This window comes from Brevundimonas aurifodinae, from assembly GCF_040195595.1.
Classification (GTDB): Bacteria; Pseudomonadota; Alphaproteobacteria; order Caulobacterales; family Caulobacteraceae; genus Brevundimonas; species Brevundimonas aurifodinae.
This window is the reverse complement of record NZ_JBEGDD010000010.1, coordinates 97,112-116,484: the sequence shown is the minus strand read 5'-3', so window position 1 is coordinate 116,484 and position 19,373 is coordinate 97,112. Positions and strand designations below refer to the sequence as shown.

20 protein-coding genes are annotated in these 19,373 nt (G+C 69.7%); 9 read left to right on the top strand and 11 right to left on the bottom strand.

What is annotated here, in order from left to right; translation table 11 throughout:
* Positions 1–148: 148 nt before the first annotated feature.
* Together ABN401_RS12515 and ABN401_RS12510 are read right to left on the bottom strand one after the other, a co-directional pair.
* Positions 149–682 (bottom strand): phosphoribosyltransferase, encoded by a 534-nt coding sequence (locus tag ABN401_RS12515; RefSeq protein ID WP_349685190.1) that lies wholly within the window; start codon positions 680–682, stop codon positions 149–151.
* Positions 675–1,625: an MJ0042-type zinc finger domain-containing protein gene (locus ABN401_RS12510; protein WP_349685189.1), complete on the bottom strand. Its 951-nt coding sequence runs from the start codon at positions 1,623–1,625 to the stop codon at positions 675–677. The genes ABN401_RS12515 and ABN401_RS12510 overlap by 8 nt, the downstream gene beginning before the upstream one ends.
* Positions 1,626–1,705: 80 nt before the next feature.
* Here ABN401_RS12510 and ABN401_RS12505 point away from each other — a divergent pair, with 80 nt between their 5' ends.
* Genes ABN401_RS12505 through ABN401_RS12490 form a run of 4 tightly spaced genes read left to right on the top strand, consistent with a single transcriptional unit; the run spans position 1,706 to position 4,724 of the window.
* Positions 1,706–2,428, top strand: a complete 723-nt coding sequence (locus tag ABN401_RS12505) for a cell division ATP-binding protein FtsE (protein WP_349685188.1) — start codon at positions 1,706–1,708, stop codon at positions 2,426–2,428.
* The gene (locus ABN401_RS12500) at positions 2,425–3,360 is read left to right on the top strand and encodes a cell division protein FtsX (protein WP_349685187.1); all 936 of its coding nucleotides are present in this window, start codon (positions 2,425–2,427) and stop codon (positions 3,358–3,360) included. Before ABN401_RS12505 ends, ABN401_RS12500 begins: the two co-directional genes overlap by 4 nt.
* A gap of 9 nt (positions 3,361–3,369) precedes the next feature.
* Complete coding sequence (locus tag ABN401_RS12495) at positions 3,370–4,008, top strand: YdcF family protein (RefSeq protein ID WP_349685186.1); 639 nt, start codon at positions 3,370–3,372, stop codon at positions 4,006–4,008.
* Positions 4,005–4,724 (top strand): lysophospholipid acyltransferase family protein, encoded by a 720-nt coding sequence (locus tag ABN401_RS12490; RefSeq protein ID WP_349685185.1) that lies wholly within the window; start codon positions 4,005–4,007, stop codon positions 4,722–4,724. Before ABN401_RS12495 ends, ABN401_RS12490 begins: the two co-directional genes overlap by 4 nt.
* On the opposite strand, the gene hisC is transcribed toward ABN401_RS12490, so the two are convergent.
* The 6 genes from hisC to ABN401_RS12460 all read right to left on the bottom strand — a co-directional run bounded on the left by hisC (position 4,721) and on the right by ABN401_RS12460 (position 12,579).
* Positions 4,721–5,815, bottom strand: coding sequence for a histidinol-phosphate transaminase (gene hisC / locus ABN401_RS12485; protein WP_349685184.1), 1,095 nt, complete (start codon positions 5,813–5,815; stop codon positions 4,721–4,723). The genes ABN401_RS12490 and hisC overlap by 4 nt on opposite strands.
* Positions 5,816–5,826: 11 nt before the next feature.
* Positions 5,827–6,504 (bottom strand): hypothetical protein, encoded by a 678-nt coding sequence (locus tag ABN401_RS12480; RefSeq protein ID WP_349685183.1) that lies wholly within the window; start codon positions 6,502–6,504, stop codon positions 5,827–5,829.
* Positions 6,504–7,550 (bottom strand): DUF2125 domain-containing protein, encoded by a 1,047-nt coding sequence (locus ABN401_RS12475; RefSeq protein WP_349685182.1) that lies wholly within the window; start codon positions 7,548–7,550, stop codon positions 6,504–6,506. Before ABN401_RS12475 ends, ABN401_RS12480 begins: the two co-directional genes overlap by 1 nt.
* Before the next feature lie 382 nt (positions 7,551–7,932).
* Positions 7,933–8,367: a hypothetical protein gene (locus tag ABN401_RS12470; protein WP_349685181.1), complete on the bottom strand. Its 435-nt coding sequence runs from the start codon at positions 8,365–8,367 to the stop codon at positions 7,933–7,935.
* Positions 8,368–8,582: 215 nt separating this feature from the next.
* Positions 8,583–9,479 (bottom strand): hypothetical protein, encoded by an 897-nt coding sequence (locus ABN401_RS12465; RefSeq protein ID WP_349685180.1) that lies wholly within the window; start codon positions 9,477–9,479, stop codon positions 8,583–8,585.
* 244 nt (positions 9,480–9,723) lie between these two features.
* The gene (locus tag ABN401_RS12460) at positions 9,724–12,579 is read right to left on the bottom strand and encodes an ATP-dependent DNA helicase (RefSeq protein WP_349685179.1); all 2,856 of its coding nucleotides are present in this window, start codon (positions 12,577–12,579) and stop codon (positions 9,724–9,726) included.
* 107 nt (positions 12,580–12,686) lie between these two features.
* Here ABN401_RS12460 and ABN401_RS12455 point away from each other — a divergent pair, with 107 nt between their 5' ends.
* The 5 genes from ABN401_RS12455 to pdeM all read left to right on the top strand — a co-directional run bounded on the left by ABN401_RS12455 (position 12,687) and on the right by pdeM (position 16,915).
* Positions 12,687–12,938: a type II toxin-antitoxin system Phd/YefM family antitoxin gene (locus ABN401_RS12455; RefSeq protein ID WP_349685178.1), complete on the top strand. Its 252-nt coding sequence runs from the start codon at positions 12,687–12,689 to the stop codon at positions 12,936–12,938.
* Positions 12,938–13,357 carry a type II toxin-antitoxin system VapC family toxin gene (locus ABN401_RS12450; protein WP_349685177.1) on the top strand — a complete coding sequence of 140 codons (420 nt, stop codon included), beginning with the start codon at positions 12,938–12,940 and terminating at the stop codon, positions 13,355–13,357. The genes ABN401_RS12455 and ABN401_RS12450 overlap by 1 nt, the downstream gene beginning before the upstream one ends.
* A gap of 38 nt (positions 13,358–13,395) precedes the next feature.
* Positions 13,396–13,527 (top strand): hypothetical protein, encoded by a 132-nt coding sequence (locus tag ABN401_RS12445; protein WP_349685176.1) that lies wholly within the window; start codon positions 13,396–13,398, stop codon positions 13,525–13,527.
* A gap of 68 nt (positions 13,528–13,595) precedes the next feature.
* Entirely contained in the window at positions 13,596–16,175 is a 2,580-nt protein-coding gene (locus ABN401_RS12440; RefSeq protein WP_432763560.1) for a ligase-associated DNA damage response DEXH box helicase, read from the top strand.
* On the top strand, positions 16,172–16,915 hold the full coding sequence (gene pdeM, locus ABN401_RS12435) for a ligase-associated DNA damage response endonuclease PdeM (RefSeq protein WP_349685174.1): 744 nt from the start codon (positions 16,172–16,174) through the stop codon (positions 16,913–16,915). Before ABN401_RS12440 ends, pdeM begins: the two co-directional genes overlap by 4 nt.
* 294 nt (positions 16,916–17,209) lie before the next feature.
* Here pdeM and ABN401_RS12430 read toward each other — a convergent pair whose 3' ends face one another.
* The 3 genes from ABN401_RS12430 to ABN401_RS12420 are packed head-to-tail and all read right to left on the bottom strand — an operon-like array spanning position 17,210 to position 19,364.
* Positions 17,210–17,632 (bottom strand): DUF3429 domain-containing protein, encoded by a 423-nt coding sequence (locus ABN401_RS12430; protein ID WP_349685173.1) that lies wholly within the window; start codon positions 17,630–17,632, stop codon positions 17,210–17,212.
* A complete protein-coding gene (locus ABN401_RS12425) occupies positions 17,632–18,441 on the bottom strand; it encodes a TIGR02186 family protein (RefSeq protein ID WP_349685172.1) in 810 nt (269 codons plus the stop codon). Before ABN401_RS12425 ends, ABN401_RS12430 begins: the two co-directional genes overlap by 1 nt.
* Positions 18,438–19,364, bottom strand: coding sequence for a sulfite exporter TauE/SafE family protein (locus ABN401_RS12420; RefSeq protein WP_349685171.1), 927 nt, complete (start codon positions 19,362–19,364; stop codon positions 18,438–18,440). The genes ABN401_RS12425 and ABN401_RS12420 overlap by 4 nt, the downstream gene beginning before the upstream one ends.
* Between the last annotated feature and the right edge of the window lie 9 nt (positions 19,365–19,373).

The following is a 19,373-nucleotide window of genomic DNA, read 5'->3' as shown; positions in this document are numbered from 1 at the left end:
TATCCGCTCATCCCCGCGAAAGCGGGGACCCAGTTCTGAAGTGGGGCAGGGTGTTCTGGATGACGGTCCGGGAGCAGCCGTTTCGCAATCTTCGCCCAAAGCACTGGGTCCCCGCTTTCGCGGGGATGAGCGGAACTGGGGCGTTCAGTCAGTCCAGCGCGCAGATATCCGGCAGACCCCTCAGCGCCCCCGCATGGTCCAGGCCATAGCCGACGAGGAAGCGGTTCGGGGCCTCCCAGCCGACGAAGTCGGGCTCGGGTGCGCGGGGCAGGGGCCAGGGTTTGCGCGCGAAAACGCACGTCAGGACCTCCGATGCGCCCGCCTCTTTCGCCAGTCGCACGGCCTCGGCCAGAGACAGGCCGGTGTCGAACACATCGTCCAGGATCAGGACCTTGCGGCCCTGAAGCGACCGCTGGAACGGGGCATGGACGTCGATGCGGCCCCGGCTGGACTGTTCGTCGCCGTAGGAGGCCAGCCACAGGGCGTCGAACCGAACGTGACGCCCCAGCCGCGACAGGGCCCGCGTCAGGTCGGCGGCGAACCACAGGCCGCCGGTCAGCAGCACCGCCGCCACGGTCTCGTCGTCGATGACGGGGGCGATCCTTGCCGCCAGGTCGGCGACGACGCGGGCGACCTCGGCCTCGGGGAGCAGGACGGTCGGCGTCGGGGAGGGTTCAGCCATGCGAGGCGGATACCGCCTCGGCCCCATGGCTGTCGATAGGGCCGTGATCGGCGCCGTGCGCCGCATCGGCGATCGGCCGGGCGTCGATCGGGTCGGCGTGGATGGCCGGAGCGGTCTCGACGATGGCCGGGCGCAGGCCGTGGTCGTCGGCGGCGGGCAGGGGACGGTCGTGACCCGAAGGGGCGGCCTCGTCGTGATCGCCCGTCGCCTCCGCGTGACGGGAGGCGGGGACGGCCCCGACGAAATGCAGGCCGACGTCGACGCCTTTGGCGGCAGGGTCGCGGATCAGGGCGGCGAAGCCCTGGACCCCACCAGGCAGGACAGGCGCGCCGTCCAGGGTGATGACGGCGTGGCCGATCTCGGCGCCCTGCGCGTCCAGCAGGGCGACACGCACCGGCGGCGGCTGGACTTCACGGCCCCGCACGTTTCGGAGCGCGCCCGAGACCATGACCATGTCGGGGCGGTCCAGCATGGCCTTGGCGGTGACGGCCTCGAACTCCAGTCCTGTCGGGTTCACCGGCGTGCCGACCATGGCATAGGCGGCGGCGGCGCGGGGCCACAGGTCGACGACCTCGACCCGGAACAGCCAGCCCCCGGCCAGGATGCCGACGAAGACGCTGGCCAGGCCCGCCCAGACGGCGCCGTGGGTGGCCGCGCGGCGGATGCGGCGCTGTTGTTCGGCGCGGGCGCGGAAGGCCTTGGGCAGTTCGGGGGCCGGGGTCTCGGGCGCGACCGGCGGGGCCTCGTCCGTCGCGGCGCGGGCCGGGTCGGCGGTCGGGGTCGCGAGCACGGGGGCGGATGCGGCGCTGAGCGCCAGCGGCTCTTCGGCCATCGCGTGCCAGATGTGGGCGCAGGACTGGCAGCGGACCTTGCGGCCGCCCGCCGGAATGGCGTCGTCGGGCGCGAAATAGCTGGTGGCGCAGGACGGGCAGGTCAGTATCATGGCCGCTGACTTCGTGAGGCCGATCCCTCGGCCCCCTCCCCTCGGTGCGTCTGCGCACCGTACCTGACGAACATACGCCGATGCCCCCACCGCGCCGCCCGGCCGCCGATCCCGCGCCTACGCCCGAGACCGTCCGCCTGACGGGGGTGGGATTCGGCTATGCGGAACGGCCCGGCGTGCTGCGGGACATCTCCCTGATTCTGCCTGCGGGCTCTTTCCACTTCCTTACCGGGGCGTCGGGATCGGGGAAGTCGACCCTGCTGCGGCTGCTGACCCTGTCGGAACGCCCGACGGAGGGGCGAATCGCCCTTTTCGGAGAGGAGGCGACGGCGGTGCCGGCGCGCGACCGTCCGGGGTTCCGGCGGCGCATGGGGGTGATCTTCCAGGACTTTCGCCTGCTGGATCATCTCAGCGTGTTCGACAACGCCGCCCTGCCGTTGCGGCTGCGTGGGGTGAAGCCTGCGGCGTACGGGCCGGACGTGGAGGAGATGCTGGCCTGGGTCGGGCTGGGCGACCGCGCGGGCGATCGGCCGACCGCCCTGTCGGGGGGCGAAAAGCAGCGGCTGGCCATCGCCCGGGCGGTGATGAGCCGGCCCGAACTGATCCTGGCCGACGAGCCGACCGGCAGCGTCGATCCGGCCATGGCCGAGCGGCTGCTGAAGCTGTTCCAGTCGCTGAACCGACAGGGCACGACCGTGTTGATCGCCAGCCATGACGAGGCCCTGGCCCGACGTTCGGGCGCGCGGCTGCTGAGGCTGACGGACGGGCGTCTGTCGGCGGCCCCGGCGACGGCGGCGGCATGATCCGCTGGTCCACCCTGTTCGACCCGGCGCAGGCCGTGGTCCCCCCGTCGCCGCCGGAGCGGGACCTGTTGCCGCGCGACGGGGCGGGGGAGCGGTGGCTGGGGGGCGTGATCGCGGTCCTGTGCTTCGTCGCCTGTCTGGCCGGTCTTGGGGCCCTGTCCGCCGAGCGAGCCGCGGGCGGCTGGGCGCGCGAGCTGCGGGGCGAGGCGACGGCGCAGGTTCGGCCGGGCGTGGGCGAGACCGGCGACGCGGCGGCGGCCCGGGCGGCGGAGACCCTGGCGGTGGTGCCGGGCGTGGAGGAAGCGGCGGCCATGGACCGCGCTACGGCCGAGCGGCTGCTGCGACCCTGGATGGGCGAGGCGGCTCTGGAAGATTTGCCCCTGCCCCATCTGGTCACGGTGCGGCTGGACCCGGACGCACCCGCCAGCGCCCTGGTGCTGAGCCGGGCCCTGGCCGAGGGTGGCATCGACGCCACGGTCGATGACCACAGCCTGTGGCGCGGCGAGGTCGAGCGGTCGGCGGGGACGGTGACCTTGCTGGCGCTGGCGGCCTTCCTGGCGGTGGCCGGGGCGACGGGGGCGGCGATCGTCCACGCCGTGCGGGCGGGCGTCGAGGCCCGGCGGGCGGTGATCGAGACGCTGAGCCTGTCGGGCGCGACTGATGGGGCCGTGGCCTGGCTGTTCCAGCGGCGGTTCGCCCTCCTGGCGCTGGCCGGCGGGGCTGTGGGAACCGGGTTGGCGCTGGCCTTGGCCGGCATGGTCCGGTTCCTGGGCGGAGGCGAGGGATTGAGCCCGGCCCTGCCCCTGGCGTGGGGCGATCTGCTGATCCTCTCGCCAACGCCCCTGGTCGCGGCTACGGTGGCGCTTGTCTCGGCGCGGCTGGCGGCGGGGCGGGCGCTCGACCGGCTTGGCGCGTCCGCGTCCGCCGGATAGGAAGAAGCCATGAAGTTTCTGGCGCTTGTGGGGATTGTGGCCCTGATCTGGCTGGTGGGGCTGTTCGCCTTCGCCGAGCGGGTGCGCGGCTTCACGCCGACGCCCGAGCCGGAGCGCGCCGACGCCATCGTGGCCCTGACCGGGCCTTCGGCCGAGCGGGTCAACGCGGCCATCCGCCTCTTGGAACAGGACAAGGGCGAGCGGGTGCTGATCTCGGGCGTCAACCCGGAGGTCCGTCGCCAGGAACTCCGCGAGCTGACGCCGGGCTCCAGCCGTCTGTTCAACTGCTGCGTCGATCTGGGCTTCGAGGCCGAGACGACGACGGGCAACGCCGCCGAGATCGCCGCCTGGACCCGGTCCAAGGGCTACGACAGCCTGATCGTGGTGACGTCGGACTATCATATGCCGCGCTCGCTGATGGAGATCCGCAGCGCGGCGCCGGGGGTCGAGCTGACGCCCTATGCGGTCGAGACGCCGTCGCTGGACAACTCGCGCTGGTGGCGGGCGGCCGTGACCGCGCGGCGCATGACCCTGGAATACATGAAGTATCTGGCCGTGATGGGCCGGGTCGCCCTGGACCGCATCACCGGCGAAGGGGCCGAGGCCGAGCCCGCCGGGGACGAACCCGCCGGGGCGCCGGCGTCTTGACCACCCTGCGGTCGCTGATCTTCGTCGCCTGGCTCTATCTGTCGATGGCGCTGTTCGCCGTCGTCCTGTCGCCGGCGCTGCTGTTGCAGCACCGCCATGCCATGGCCGTTTGCAAGGCCTGGGCGCGCTTCGTCCTGCTGGGCTTGAGATGGATCGTGGGCCTGCGGGTCGAGTTCCGGGGGCTGGAGCATCGGCCGAACGGCCCGGCCCTGATCGCTTCCAAACACCAGAGCATGCTGGACGTGATCGTGCCGTTCGTCGTCCTGGACGACCCCTGTCTGGTGATGAAGAAGGAGCTGGCGGTGCTGCCCTTCTTCGGCTGGTTCGCGCTGAAGACCCGGATGATCGTGGTCGATCGCGAGGCGGCGGCAAAGGCGCTGAAGACCATGGTGCGCGAGGGCCGCGAGCGCCTGGCCGACAGCCGCCCGATCTTCATCTTCCCCGAGGGCACTCGCGCCGAGCCGGGGCGGCCGCCGGACTACAAGCCCGGGGTGGCGGCGCTGTATCGCGATCTGGCCCGGCCCTGCACGCCGGTCGCGACCAATGCCGGCCTGTTCTGGCCCGCCCACGGCTTCCGGCGCCATCCGGGCGTGGCCGTCTATGAGTTCCTGGCACCGATCGAGGCCGATCTGAAGCGCGGGCCCTTCATGGAAGAGCTGGAGCGGCGGATCGAAACGGCGTCGGATACCCTGGCTGCTCGGCCGCAGCCTGTCTAGGAGGCTGCGAACTCGCTGAGCGCGTCGATGACGGCGCGGTTCTGATCCTCGGTGCCGACGGTGATGCGCAGGCCGTCGTGGATGCCGTAGCCGCCGACGGCGCGGACGATGATGCCCTTGGAGTTCAGATAATCGTTGGCGGCGGCGGCGCCCCGCTTCTCGTCCGGGAACAGCACAAGGATGAAGTTGCCCGCCGAGGGCAGGACGGTGAAGCCGAAGCCGCGGATGGCCTGGGTCAGGCGCGGTCGCCAGGTCTGGATCAACTGGCGGGATGCTTGCTGGTGCGCCTCGTCGGCCAAAGCGGCGGTGGCCGCCTCGATGCCGGGGACCGAGACGTTGAAGGGCAGGCGGATGCGGTCGACGGCCTCTGACACATGCAGGGGCGCATAGCCGAAGCCGATACGCAGGCCGCCCAGGCCGTGAATCTTGGAGAAGGTGCGAGTGACGACGACGTTGGTCGCCTCGCGCGCCAGAGGCAGGGCCGTCTCCCAGTCGGGCTCGGTGACGTATTCGGCATAGGCCTCGTCGATGACCAGCAGGACGTTCGCGGGCAGGGCCTCGTGCAGGCGGCGGATTTCGTCGCCGGAGTTCCAGCTGCCGGTCGGGTTGGACGGATTGGAGACGTAGACGATCCTGGTCCGTTCATCGACCTGGGCGAGGAGGGCGTCGACCTCGGCCTTGTAGCCGGGCTCGGGCGCCAGCTTGACCTGGGCCTCGCAGCCGAGCGCCGAGATACGATAGGCCAGGAAGCCGTACTGGCCGGTGACGATGTTGTCGCCCGCCGTCAGATAGGTCTGGTTCAGCAGGGCGAAGACCTCGTCCGAGCCATTGCCGAAGATCAGGCGGTCGGGCTCCAGCCCGTGATGCTCGGCGACGGCGGCGCGCAGCTTGGCCGCCCGGCCGTCGGGATAGATGTGGATGGCCTTGATGGCCGACTCATAGGCCGCGCGGGCCTTCTCGCCCGCACCCAGCATGTTCTCGTTGGACGACAGCTTCATCGGATCGGCGATTCCGGCGAGAGACGACTTGCCTCCGACGTAGGGGGCGATGTCGAGGATGCCGGGCTTCGGCTGGGGGGCGGCCTGGGTCATGGAGGGCTTTCTCAGTAGATGGGGGCTGAGCCGATGACACCGGACAGCGCGCCGGGCGCCTGATGCAGCCGCCCGTCCTCAGGCTGCACATAGCCCGCGATGGCGTAGAGCTTCAACCCGCCGGCCTGCGTCATCGGGGTCGCGGCGAGACCGCGTTCGGCCAGGTCGGCGCGAATGCGGACGTCGCTCAGGGGGCTGTCGGTGACCCAGAAGGTGCGATCGTCGCCGGTGGGACCGGACGGCTCGCACGAGATCAGCAGGGCCCGGGGCGTGCCCGCCCGGTCGTCCGGCAGGGCCTCGACGACGCGAAGGTCGGGCCGGGCCAGCAGCCGCCCCCACCAGGGCCGCTCGCCCAGGTCGATGAGGGCGGACACGGAAGGATCGACCCGGCCGAGGGCCGTCTCGGCGTCGGCGACGGGCGTGACCTGGCCCCAGCGATCGGCGGCGAGCACGGCCGAGAGCGGGCCCGATGCGACGAAGCGGCGACCGCCCGCGGCCTCCATTCGCCCGTGGACGGCGTGCAGGACGGCGGCTTCGACCGGGCCGGCGTTTCTCAGACCTTCGCGCAGGGCCAGGGCGCGGGCGTCCGCGCGGGCGTGGGGGCCGGCCGCGATCCGGGCGGCGAGGGCCTCGGCCAGGGACCGGTCGAGCGCCAGTCGTTCGGCGTCCAGTTCCGGCTCGTCCAGCATCAGAACAGCTTGGGCGCGGGGGCCAGGGGGAAGGGGCCCAGATAGGACCGGCCGTCGCGGAAGACGATGCTGAGATCGACGTCCTCGCCGCCCTGGACGGCACCGGCGGCCGCCGCTCCGGCCGCGCCCGCCTGATTGACCGCGCCGCCCCGCGATCCGGCCAGACCGGCGATGGCGGCCATGGGGCGCTGGGCCTGGAGCGAGACGGTGCCTGCCAGACGCCCGTCCGGCGTGGCCGCCAGGACGTCGCTGGCCAGCGTCGCGCGGCTGTCGCCGGCCGAGATTTCACCGCGCACGGCGGTGAAGCGCCCGCCCGCCCGCGTCCATGCCGAGAAGACGCCGGCGGCGTCGGCGCCCTGGAGGCGATCGGCGTCCTCGACGACCGTCTCGATCTGCAGGGTCAGCTTGCCGTTTCGGGCCATGCCTTCGACCGGACCGCCGGGGCGGCCCTCGGCGTCGATCAGGCGGAACAGAAGATCGACGCTGTTCTCGGTGCCTTCCGTTCCGGCCGGAGCCAGGTGGGGGCGCAGATAGGCCTCGATCCGGGCGGCGCGCGAGATGGGGAAGACCTCCGCGTCGCGATGGGAGGTGAAGGTGGCGTCGGCCAGCTCGACGGCGACGTTGGGCCAGCGCTGGGTCAGGCCGCTGACGCTGGCGCGGATCACCGGCCCGCCGATAGCCACGTCGCCCTTGCCCGCCCGCGTCAGGACCAGGCCGTCATCGGCGACCAGCACCCATTTGTCGGGGTTCCAGGCATTGGCCTCGGCCGCCAGATCGGGGGCGGCGAGCGCATGGCCGGACGGGGCGGTGACGCTGACGTTCTCAGCTCCGATCCGCACCCGGAAGGGCCAGCCCGAGGTCGTCATGCCGCTATAGGCGACGTCCCAGCCCGCGCCGCGCAGGGCCTCGATCCGGCTGTCCAGCCGATCGCGGACCTGACCGGCCAGCACGAACCACCAGACCGACCAGGCGACCACGGCGATCAGGAACAGGCCGATGGGGGCGAACAGGCCGGAGCGCTTGTGACGGGGCGGCGTATCGGTCATTCCGGCCTTGGCGTTGGCGGCAACCGGGCCGCGGCGAAAAACAGGGTGCGAAGCGTCTGAAACGTCTGAAATCGGGGCGTCTAGGGCGGTGAACCGGGCGGCAGGATGTGGGGAGAAAAGGCGGCGAGGGCAAGGGCGTATGGGGGAAGGGGGTTCATCACAACGGACACAACGGAAGGCACGACGGACACGACGAGACCGAGTGGATGAGGAGGTCGCCGACCGCAGGCCCTTCGAAATCACGCTCAAGAGTAAGGGCGGCGTCGCCGCCGACGATCTCATTAGTGGGACGCCCATCTCGGCGATCCGCTCGATCCCGTGGTGTCCGTTGTGACCTCGCTGTGTTCGTTGTGATGAACCTTATGCCGACGCTATCGAACACCTAGCGGCGGGTCATCGCCACGGTGCCGATCTGGCCGCCGATGGGCAAAAGGCGGATGCGGACGGCCGCCGCGCCCGTGAACCCCGCCCCGCTGCGCCGGGCGAGCGTGAAGGTCATCCGGGCCGCGCCCGAGCTGTTGGGCAGGAGCGCCTCGAACCGTCCGCGCGTGAGGCGGCAGTCGGCAGGCTCGCCGTCCAGGGTACAGGTCAGCCGGTCACGGGCGCTGGCCCGAACCGTCAGCGGCAGTATCATCGGACCGCCGCCCGGCATTTCGAAGCGGATGTCCAGATCCTCGCGATCGACGGGGGTAACGACGAGAGTCCAATCGCCGACGACCTCGGTCGGAGTGAGCGGGGCGGGAGATTGGACGAGGGCCGGGCCGGACGCCGCGAGAGCGAGGGTCAGCACAGCCGAGCGGAAGGTGCGGGGCGTCATCCTGTCGGAACTCCACAATGGACTGTGTGCAGTATCGCGTGGGACAGGCGGCATTGCCTCTGAAATCGCTGACAGGTTCTCGGCGAGGGTGCCAAGGCGACGGCCCTCAACGGCGAGGAAGCTGATGGCCGATCCACAAGCAGACATCCCGAGGGCCTGATTGGGGTGGAAAGCGGAAGTCACGGTGGCGTGCAGGCTGACACAAGCAACAGGCATCAATAGTGATGCTTTTCGCCCGCTAGATCGATTGCCTCGTTCCGTCGCCGCCACGCGTAGGCCAATGCAATCTGTGCCAACTGAAATGGATTTGGCTCGGGCAGCGTGATCCCAAGACCACTCGTTGGAACTCGGATCGTTTTCTGGCGATCATTGATCTCGATCGGCGTGAGGACTGCTGGTGCTACAAACGATCCGCCGATTAGTGGCTCGTTTTCGCCGCTTTCGGCAGGAGTAAGCCTGAAACTTTGGACTACGCCATGTTCGAGGGCGTTCCGGGCTTCGCTGACGAACGTCAGCGTCTCATCCGCATCAATGTCGAGCGCGCACTTTCTCCAAGAGGACCGATCGGCCTGTGTGCCGATCCGATCACATTTGTTGATGCAGCGTCGCCAACTAACGAGGAAGTCGGTCCAGTGGCTGACCACCTCCTCGAACGTGAACTGCCCTCTCAGGCGCTCGAGCGCATCGTCGGCTTTCAGTAGAGCTTCATCTATATCTACGTGTCGTCGATCATCTCGGTCGATGGAGATTGCCCATAAAAGCGGCTGATCGCTTGGCGCCCTTGGTATGCTTACACGTTGGTAGACAGGGTGTTGCACCTCATTGCTGATGACGATCACACCGCCAACAACAAAAGACAAAGTGTAATCTGCGCGCAGGGCGAAAGCCGCTTTTACGTTTGTCGCGTGTAGTTCTATCACCGGTAGATGCCAACTGAGCTCGCCCTTCCCCGCCTCTGCAAAGGTTAAAATCCATTGGCCGGTTGGCAGAGCTTCCAGACGGATCGCTATATTCTGCTCCCGTTGGTCGAGAAGCGTTACCGGTTGCTGGGGTGGCCAGACAGGATCGAGGGCTAAATCCAAGATGATCGTGAAGGGGGGTGGCGTCAGCATGGGCGATCGATTCATCCGCTTATCCTGCATTATTTAAGCGGCCCTCTCCCTCTCTCGACGTTGACCGCTGACAACGTGATGCCAACCACCGACAAAGGTCGCCGTCCGAGGTCGAGATGCGGACGAAACGGCCATGGGCCAATGAGCAGACCTATTGAAGGTCCGAGATGGGTCGAGAAGGGTCGTTGAGAGTGTCGCGGGAAGCAGACCTTCGTAACCAACCTGCCGCTCGGCGCAGCCCTGTCTAGGTGAGGAAGTCCCGCGTCACCTCGATGGCCTCGACCAGGCTCATGCGCTGGACCTCCGTCCCCGGCGGCAGAGCGGCGAAGAGGCGGGTCGGGGTGGCGGCGTCCAGCATGACGAAGACGCCCCGGTCGTCGGCGCGGCGGATCAGGCGGCCGAAGGCCTGGGCGATGCGGGCGCGGGCGAGGGCGTCGTCGTAGCCCTTGGCCCCGAACTTCTCGCGGCGCGCCTTGTGCAACAGGTCCGGTCGAGGCCAGGGGACGCGGTCGAAGGCGAGCAGCCGAAGCGACCGGCCGGGCACGTCGACGCCGTCGCGCACCGCATCGGTGCCGAGCAGGCAGCTGTCCTGTTCGGCGCGGAAGATGTCGACCAGGGCCCCGACCTCCAGCGGATCGACGTGCTGGGCGTAGAGGGGAATCTGGGCCTTCGCCAGATCGGGGCCCAGGCGTTCGTAGACCGCCTTCAAGCGGCGGATGGCGGTGAACAGGCCGAGGCCTCCGCCGCCGGCCGCCAGAAACAGTTCGCGCATGGCCGCCGCCGTCTGGCGCGGGTCGTCCTTGGCCACGTCGTTGACGACGATGACCCGGCTGTTCGAGGCATAGTCGAACGGGCTTTCGACCTTCAGCGTCCGGGCCGGCTCGATCAGGCGGGCGGCGCCTGTGCGCATCCGGGCCATGCCGAACAGGTCGCCGCCGGAGGCCTCGGCGATCGGGTCGGACAGGGTGGCGCTGGTCACCAGGACGCCATGGGCGGGCAGGATGACGGCGGCCTCCAGGGGAACGGTCGGGTCGATCCAGTGGCGGCGCAGCGCCACGTCGTGGATACGGCCGAAGGCGGTCTCGACCGACAGCCAGTCGACGAAGTCCGGGTCCGGTTCGTCGCCCCCGTCCTGAAGCGCCGCCAGCATGGAGCGCCACCCGGGAAGCGTCATGCGGGCGCGTCGGTCGAGGCCCCGCAACGCCCCCTCGATCCGGGCGCGGGCCGAGCCGTCCAACTCGGACGCCTCGTCGTCGAGGATGTCTTCGAGGTGGCGGGCGAGCGCCAGCAGTGGGGCCTCGACGGCGGCGAGGGCCTGGGCCGCGCCCCGGGCGGTCTCCAGCAGGGGCTCGGTCGCGGGGCGGACCGAACATTCGGTGCCGAACTCCGAACTGGCGGACGAGGCGGCCTCGGAGGTGCGCGCGCGGATCTGTTCGAGGGCCGCCATCAGGAACTGCTCAATCGGGCCGACGGGGTTCACCTCGCCCGACGGCGGCGCGATGCGGCCGGAGATGCCTTCACCGGGCAGGGCGGCGGCGGCGCGGATGGCGTCCTGCAAAGCCTTCGATGCCGCCTCGTTGTCGGCGCAGAGGTCACCCAGCCGCTGTTCCAGGCCCCGCCCGCGACGGCCGCGTCCCTCGGGTCCCCGGATCCAGCGTCGCAGCTCGGCTGCCTCCTGACCCGAGAGGCAGGCGGAGAAGGCTGAGTCGGCGGCGTCGAACAGGTGGTGGCCCTCGTCGAAGACGATGCGCTTCAGGGCGGCGGTCTCGTTGTCCTGCTTCAGGCCGCGCGCAGTGCGGGCGCCGTCGAAGGCGGCCTGGGTCATGACCAGGGCGTGGTTGGCGACGACCAGATCGGCCCGGCGGCTGGCGCGGATGGTCTTTTCCACGAAACAGGTGCGGTAGTGTGAGCAGGCCGCGTGGACGCATTCGCCGCGCCGGTCGACCAGGTTGGCGGCGCCGGCCTGGTGCGACGGGGCGGTGGCGAACAGGCCCGGCAGCCAGCCGGGGAAGTCGCCGCCGGTCATGTCGCCGTCGCGGGTGTGCAGGGCCCAGCGGCTGGCCAGCGCCAGACCGATCAGGTCGCCGTTGCCCAGCTGGGCCGCCTGCACCATGTCCTGGAGATTCAGCAGGCAGAGGTAGTTCTCGCGGCCCTTGCGGACGACGGTCTTGCGGCGCCGTTCGGCCGGGTCGGGCCACAGGGCGGCGCTCTCGCGGTCGATCTGGCGTTGCAGGGCGCGGGTGTAGGTCGAGACCCAGGCCGCCCCCTGATTGCGCTCGGCCCACAGGGACGCGGCGGCGAGATAGCCCAGCGTCTTGCCGGTGCCGGTGCCGGCCTCCGCCAGCAGCATGCGGGGGCGGCCCTCTTCGTTCCGGGGCGAGAAGGCATAGGCGGCCTCGGCGGCATAGTCGGACTGGGTCGGGCGGGTCTCGTCCAGGCCCGAGGCCTGAAGCAGTTTCTCCAGCCGGATGCGGGCGGATTCGGAATCGACCGGGGCCGAGCCGGCCTCGCCGCGCGGCGCCTCGTCCTCCCACTCGGGCAGGCGGGACCAGGCGTCGAGGCCGGAGCCGCGATGTTGGCGCTGACGGAGCGGTCCGGCCTGGAGCGCGCCGGAGACCCGCCAGGCCCAGGACCACCCGGCGCGCCCGAGGGTCTCGGCCAGGGTGAAGGCGTCCTCGCGGTGGGGACAGGCGGGGTCGGCGAGTTCGCTCAGCAGGGTCGCGGCGGCGTCGCGAAGAGCGGCGGCCTGGGCCTCGGCCCCCTTCGGTTCGGCCATCCCGAGCGCAAGGGCCAGGCCGCTGGGGGACGGGGCGCAGAAGGTGGCGGGGCGGACGAAGGCCCACAGTTCCAGCACATCCAGCAAATCCGACGACCGAGGCGGCGGCGACAGGCCGAGCCGCCGCGCGGTCAGGCTGGCGTGGGCCACCAGCACGGGGCCGCCCGTGAAGACCCCCTCGGCCTTGCCACGGCCGATCTTTCGCGCGCCCTCGTCGTCGCAGATCGCCCCGGCGCCCGGGGGCACGGCGAGGGCGGCCGGCAGGGCCAGCCAGGGCTCGGCCCCGGTCAGGCGGCTGTTGGAGAGGACGGATTCGTTGGGCACCAAGGAGAGATAGCTGTTGCTTGAGCGAAACGGAACGGGAACATTGGATTGACTACTGTCGGCCGTTCCGGTATGGCCATAACGTATAGCCATACCGGGAGATCGCCATGAGCTGGAGCGTCGCCAAGGCGAAGGACAATCTGTCCGAGGTGATCCGTCGGTCGAAGACCGAGGGGCCTCAGGAAATCTCCTCGCACGGCGAGGCGACCGCTGTCGTCGTGTCCGCCGAGGACTTTCAACGACTGAAGGACCCTCGCGCCACCCGCGACTTCAAGGACTGGCTTTTGAACGGCCCTTCGCTGGAAGGCATCGATCTTGAGCGGGATCGACGACCGGCGCGTGACATCGATCCTTTCTGATGTATCTGCTGGATACGAACGCGATCAGCGAGCCCAAGCGTGCGCGGCCCGATCCGAATGTGGTCCGTTGGCTGTCCGATCAACTGCTGTCGGACTTGCACCTGAGCGTGATCACCGTGGGCGAGCTTCGGCGCGGCATCGTGCGACTGGAAACGGGTCGCAGGCGCGACGACCTCGATTTCTGGCTCGAGGAGATGATCTTCCGCTACGACCAGCGCATCCTGCCGGTCGATCTCGCGGTCACGGAGAGATGGGCGTCACTGGCCGAGGTCAACCGGGCGGCCGGACGCGCCTCGGAAATGACGGACGAACTGATCGCAGCGACTGCGCACGTCCACGGCCTGACAGTCGTGACCCGCAACGTCCGCCATTTCGAGCACTCCGGCTGTCGAGTGCTCTCACCTTGGTCAGCGCTGTGACTGCGAAACGAAAGGGCTGTCTTTGGGCCGGACTGGCGGTGCTTCTGGTTCTGGGCATCGGTTTGGTGTGGTTCTTCAACAGCGAGTTCATGGACATCGACAGCTGCCTCGATTCCGGGGGTCGATGGAGTGACGACAAGACCTGTGAGTTCGAGGCGCTGACACGGTGAGCCTGCCGCCTCTGTTCGCCGACTGGTTCGCCTCTCGGGGCTGGGCACCGCGTCGGCATCAGCTGGACATGATCGCGGCGGCGGATGCCGGATCGCACGCCCTGCTGGTCGCGCCGACGGGGGGTGGCAAGACGCTGGCGGGGTTTCTGCCGTCCTTGATCGATCTGGCCGAGAGGGGGCCCCGGCCGGCGTTCGGGCCGGGGTCGGGCATCCATACGCTGTACGTTTCACCGCTGAAGGCGCTGACGACGGATGTCGAGCGCAACCTGATGACGCCGATCCGCGAGATCGGGCTGAACATCCACGTCGAGAGCCGCACCGGCGATACGAAGCAGTCCAAGAAGCAGCGGCAGAGGGACAATCCGCCGGACATCCTGCTGACCACGCCGGAGCAGCTGGCGCTGTTCTGCGCCTGGGGCGGGGCGCGGGCCTGGTTCGCCGATCTGAAATGCATCGTGCTGGACGAGGTCCACGCGATCTGGTCGGGCAAGCGGGGAGACCTGCTGAACCTGGCGCTGGGGCGGCTGCAGAGCTTTTCGCCGGGGCTGAGGCGGGTGGCCCTGTCGGCGACGATCGATGACCCGAAGCTGATCGCGGAGTGGTTGGCGCCTCGTTTCCCTTCTCCCCTTGCGGGAGAAGGTGGCCCGTCAGGGCCGGATGAGGGGTACGAGGATACGCATCCCCCGCGTCCGCCAGCCCCCGCTCCCGAAGCAGAGTCTGACCCCTCATCCGTCTCGCTTCGCGAGCCGCCTTCTCCCGCAAGGGGAGAAGGGGTGGTCATCGTCAGGGGCGACCCGGGTGCCCCTCCGGTGATCGACGTGCTGGTCTCCGAAGGCCGCGTGCCGTGGGCGGGGCATACGGGGCAGCATGCGATCCCGGAGGTCTATGCGGCGATCCAGCGGGCGAACCTGGCGCTGATCTTCGTCAACACGCGCTGGCAGTCGGAGTTCGTGTTCCAGCAGCTGTGGGCGATCAACGACGACAACCTGCCGATCGGCCTGCACCACGGCTCCCTCGCCACCGAGCAGCGGCGCAAGGTCGAGGCGGCGATGGCGCGGGGCGACCTCAGGGCCGTGGTCTGCACCTCCACGCTGGACCTGGGCATCGACTGGGGGGACGTCGACCTGGTGATCCAGATGGCGGCGCCGAAGGGATCGAGCCGGCTGGTGCAGCGGATCGGTCGGGCCAATCACCGGCTGGATGAACCCAGCCGCGCGCTGATGGTGCCGGCCAGCCGGTTCGAACTGCTGGAATGCCAGGCGGCCAAGGAGGCCGTGGCCGACAATGCCTTCGACTGGGAGCCGCATCACATCGGCACGCTGGACACTCTGGCCCAGCACGTCATGGGGGTGGCCTGTTCCGAGCCGTTCGACATGGACGATCTGTATGCGGAGGTCACCGGCTGCGCCCCCTATCGCGCCCTGACGTACGAGGCGTTCGAGGAGGTGGTCGATTTCGTCGCGACCGGGGGATACGCTCTGCGGACCTACGACCGTTTCGCGCGGATCGTGCGGAACGCCGACGGCCGGTGGACGGTGCGGAACCAGCAGATCGCCCAGCGGCACCGGATGAACGTCGGGGCCATCGTCGCCGCCGGGACGCTGAACGTGAAGGTGGCCTCGCGGCGGGGCGGGGCGTCGAAACAGCTCATCGGGGGTCGCAAGGTCGGCGAGGCCGAGGAGTGGTATTTCGAGCAGCTGAGCCCGGGCGACACCTTCATCTTCGCGGGACAGGTCTGGGCGTTTCAGGGCATCGTCGGGATGGACGCCCTGGTGACCCACGCGACGGGCCAGGACCCGAAGATCCCGTCCTGGGGCGGGGCGCAGTTTCCGCTCGGGACGTCGCTGGCGGTGCGGGTGCGGGCCATGGTTCAGGACCGCGATCACTGGCGCGTCCTGCCGCCTGACGTGCAGGAATGGCTGGAGCTGCAGGACAAACGCAGCCTGATCCCCGACGCCGACAGCCTGCTGGTCGAGACCTTTCCCAGAGGCAGCCGCCACTTCCTGATCGCCTATCCGTTCGAAGGCCGGATCGCGCATTCGACCCTGTGCATGCTGCTGACGCGCCGGCTGGACAGGCTGGGTGTCGGGCCGCTGGGGTTCGTGGTGACGGACTATTCGCTGGCCATCTGGTCGATCCGGCCGATGGATCATCTGGACTGGGACGCCCTGTTCCAGCCCGACATGCTGGGCGACGATCTGGAGGCCTGGCTGGAGGAGAGCTTCATGATGAAGCGCACCTTCCGCAATTGCGCCCTCGTTTCCGGCTTGATCGAGCGACGCCAGCCGGGGGCCGAAAAGACGGGCCGCCAGGTAACCTTTTCCACCGACCTGATCTACGACGTGCTTCGCCGCCACCAGCCCGATCACCTGCTGCTGCGAACCGCCCGCGCCGACGCCGCCTCGGGCCTGCTGGACGTTGCGCGACTGGGCCAGCTGCTGGCGCGGATCGCGGGACATATCCGCCATGCGCCGCTGGAGCGGGCCTCGCCGTTCAGCGTCCCGGTGCTGGTGATGATCGGGCGCGAGCGGGTCGGCGGGGACGCGGCCGACATGATTCTGGAGGCCTCGGCCCAGGAGCTGATCGACGAAGTGATGGAAGACGCCCATCCTAGGCAAGACGGGGCCGAACTGATGGGGGCCGTATGAACGCGGCCCTGCGTGAGACCTTGACGCCGGCGCGGCGGCCCTGCGGATCGCTGTCGGTGCGGGTGATGGGCGAGCTGTGCGTGCTGCGGTGTTCGGGGGCGCTGTGGCTGCCGGCGCATGGGACGCTGGTGGCGGGCGACCTGCACCTGGAGAAGGGCTCCGCCTTCGCGGCGCGGGGCCAGATGTTGCCGCCCTACGACAGCCGGGCGACGCTGGACCGGCTGGAGGCGGAGATTGCCGAGCTGGCTCCGGCGCGGGTCGTGCTGCTGGGCGACAGCTTTCACGACAGCCGCGCGATCGGGCGGATGGCGGCGGAGGATCGGGCGCGGCTGGACCGGCTGGCGCAGGGGCGCGACTGGGTCTGGCTGGAGGGCAACCACGACCGCGAGGCCCTGAAGCAGGCCGATGCGGACGCCGTGTCGCGGCTGCCCGGCCGAGTGGTGGGGGAGGTGACGCTGGGCGCGCTGTTCCTGACCCACGAGCCGGAAGCCAAGCCGAGGCCGGGCGAGGTTGCGGGGCATCTGCATCCCTGCGCGCGGGTGATGGCCCATGCCCGGATGGTGCGGCGGGCCTGTTTTGTGACCGATGGGCGTCGGCTGATCCTGCCCGCCTTCGGGGCCTTCACCGGGGGGCTGACCGTGCTGGATCCGGAGGTCGCCGAGCTGTTCGAAACGCCGCCGATGGTGGGGGCGCTGGGACGGGACCGGGTCCATGCCCTTGCGTGGGGCAGCCTGGTCTAAAGTCTAAGGTGCGGGAGCTCTTGATAGGAGGTTCATCACACCGATCACAACGAAGGCACAAAGGACACGACGAGACCGAGGGGTCGCTTCGGTCGCCAATCACTCAGCTGGTGGAGCGGATGTCAGGGGAAGGGCGGCTTCGCCGCCGATTATCCTTGCCAAGACCCACTGGTCCCAAAAGGACCGATCGTTGACCGTTCCGCGCGCTCGGTCTCGTCGTGTCCTTTGTGCCTTCGTTGTGATCGGTGTGTTTAACCCTTCCTGGACCGGATACCGGCGGAGCGGACCGACGCCTTAGCCCTGCATGACGACCGCGAGGATCAGTGAGAGAACGGCACCGACCGTGGCGGTGGTGCGCAGGGCGGGATACCAGGCGGGCGGGCGGCGGCGATCCCACAGCCACATGAGGCTCAGTCCGATCGCCAGAAGCGTCAATCGGACGGGATGGGGCAGATCGACCGGCAACAGCGCCGCCCAGGCGGCAAGGGCGGGCAGATTGCTGAGGATCAGCGTCGTCGGATCAGGAGCACCGGACGACAGCGCGGCCCCCCAGCGCGTGCCACCGAGAAAGGACAGGATCACCGCGCCGTAGGCGATCAGGGCGCTCAGCCAGGCGTCCGCATTCGGGCCGCCCGCCGCGACCACGGCCGCGCAGCCCCCGAACGGGATCAGTCCGGCCAGCGCCAGGCCCCAGGCGGTGGTCTTGCCGCGATCCATCATCGTCTCCCCAGGACGCGGCTGGCCGCATAGCCGATGCCCGCCGCCAGCAACACGCACAGGACGCCATAGGTCCAGGGGCGGCGGTGGGCGAACTCATAGACGTCGCGCTCGAAGCCGACCTTGGCGACGGTGAGGGTCAGGTTCGACACGCCCGCCGGTTCGCCGTCGCGGAACAGCCAGACCTCGGCGTGGTATTCGCCCGTCGGGGCGATGGCGGGCAGTTCGACCTCGGCGCGGAACAGGCCCCGGTCGACGAAGGTCACGCCGTCGGGATCGGTGTTGTAGAGGGCCGCGGCCTCGCGCAGCCGGATCACGGCGCGCCGCCAGTCCAGATAGTCCTCGCCCAGCCGACTGATGACCACATCGCGCACGCCGTAGCGGGTGACGGTGCGGCTTTCCTCGGGCGCGTCGATGCGCAGGTGATCGACGCCGACGCCCAGCCGGCGCAGCTGGCCGAAGCCGGCGATGTCCGACAGGGGCCGGGTCGAGGCGGTCATGTAGAAACCGGGCGCCCCCTCGAACAGGACCGGGCGGCTGTTCAGCCAGACGCCGAGGTTGCGGGTCTTCTTGACCAGGCGGACCGGCTCGTCCGGACCTCGCACGACCACGACGACGTCGGTCGGATCGTCGGTCGGGTTGAACACCGCGCCGTACAGGACGATCGAGGCGCCCCGGAAGCGGGAGTCGACCTGGACCTGGGCATTGGTCAGGGCGGCGGCGACGCGCAGGTCCTGGACCGTGTCGACCGACCGCTCGGGGGCGGGGGCCTCGAAGGCGGGTGGGGGAGGGGGCGGGGCCTGGATCATCCGTCGGCCACCCCGGGGGCGATCAGGAAGATGTCGGACGGTCGGACGAACAGCTCAAGCCCCATCTGGATGCCAACCAGCAGAACGATCAGGCCGAGCGCGGCGCGCAGGACATCGGCCTTGAACCGGCCGGCGTAGCGGACCCCGAGCTGGGCCCCCACGACCCCGCCCAGCAGCAGCAGGGTCGACAGCACGACGTCGACGGTCTGGTTGCGACCCGCCTGGAGCACGGTGGTGATGGCGGTGGTGATGATGATCTGGAACAGGCTGGTCCCCACCACCACGCTGGCCTTCATGCGCAGGGCGTAGAGCATGGCGGGAACCAGGATGAAGCCGCCGCCCACCCCCATGATGGCCGACAGAATGCCGGCGAAGACCCCCAGACCCAGCGGCGGGATTGCGGAGATGTAGAGGCCGGACTTCGGGAAGCGCATCTTCCACGGCAGGCCGTACAGCCACAGCGGGCGACGGCGCTCGGTGCGCGGCGCGATCTCGCCCCGGACTCGACGCAGGATGGTGGTCAGGCTCTCGTAGAGCATCAACAGGCCGATGGCCCCGAGGAAGACGAGGTAGGAGACCGAGACCACCAGGTCCGCCTGGCCCAGCAGCCGCAGGTAGCGGAACAGCTCCACCCCGCCGATGGCGCCGAGAGCCCCGCCCAGAGCCATGACGCCGCCCATGCGGAAGTCGACGCCGCCCTGGCCCGAGTAGCGGATGACGCCGGAGGTCGAGGAGGCGACGACGTGGCTGGCCTGGCTGGCCACGGCCACGGTCGGCGGGATGCCCATGAAGACCAGCACGGGTGCCATCAGGAAGCCGCCGCCGATACCGAACAGGCCCGAGACGAAGCCGACCACCGCCCCCAACAGGATCAGGAGCGGCCAGTTCACCGAAATCTCGGCGATCGGCAGATAGATCTCCAAAGGGGCGGG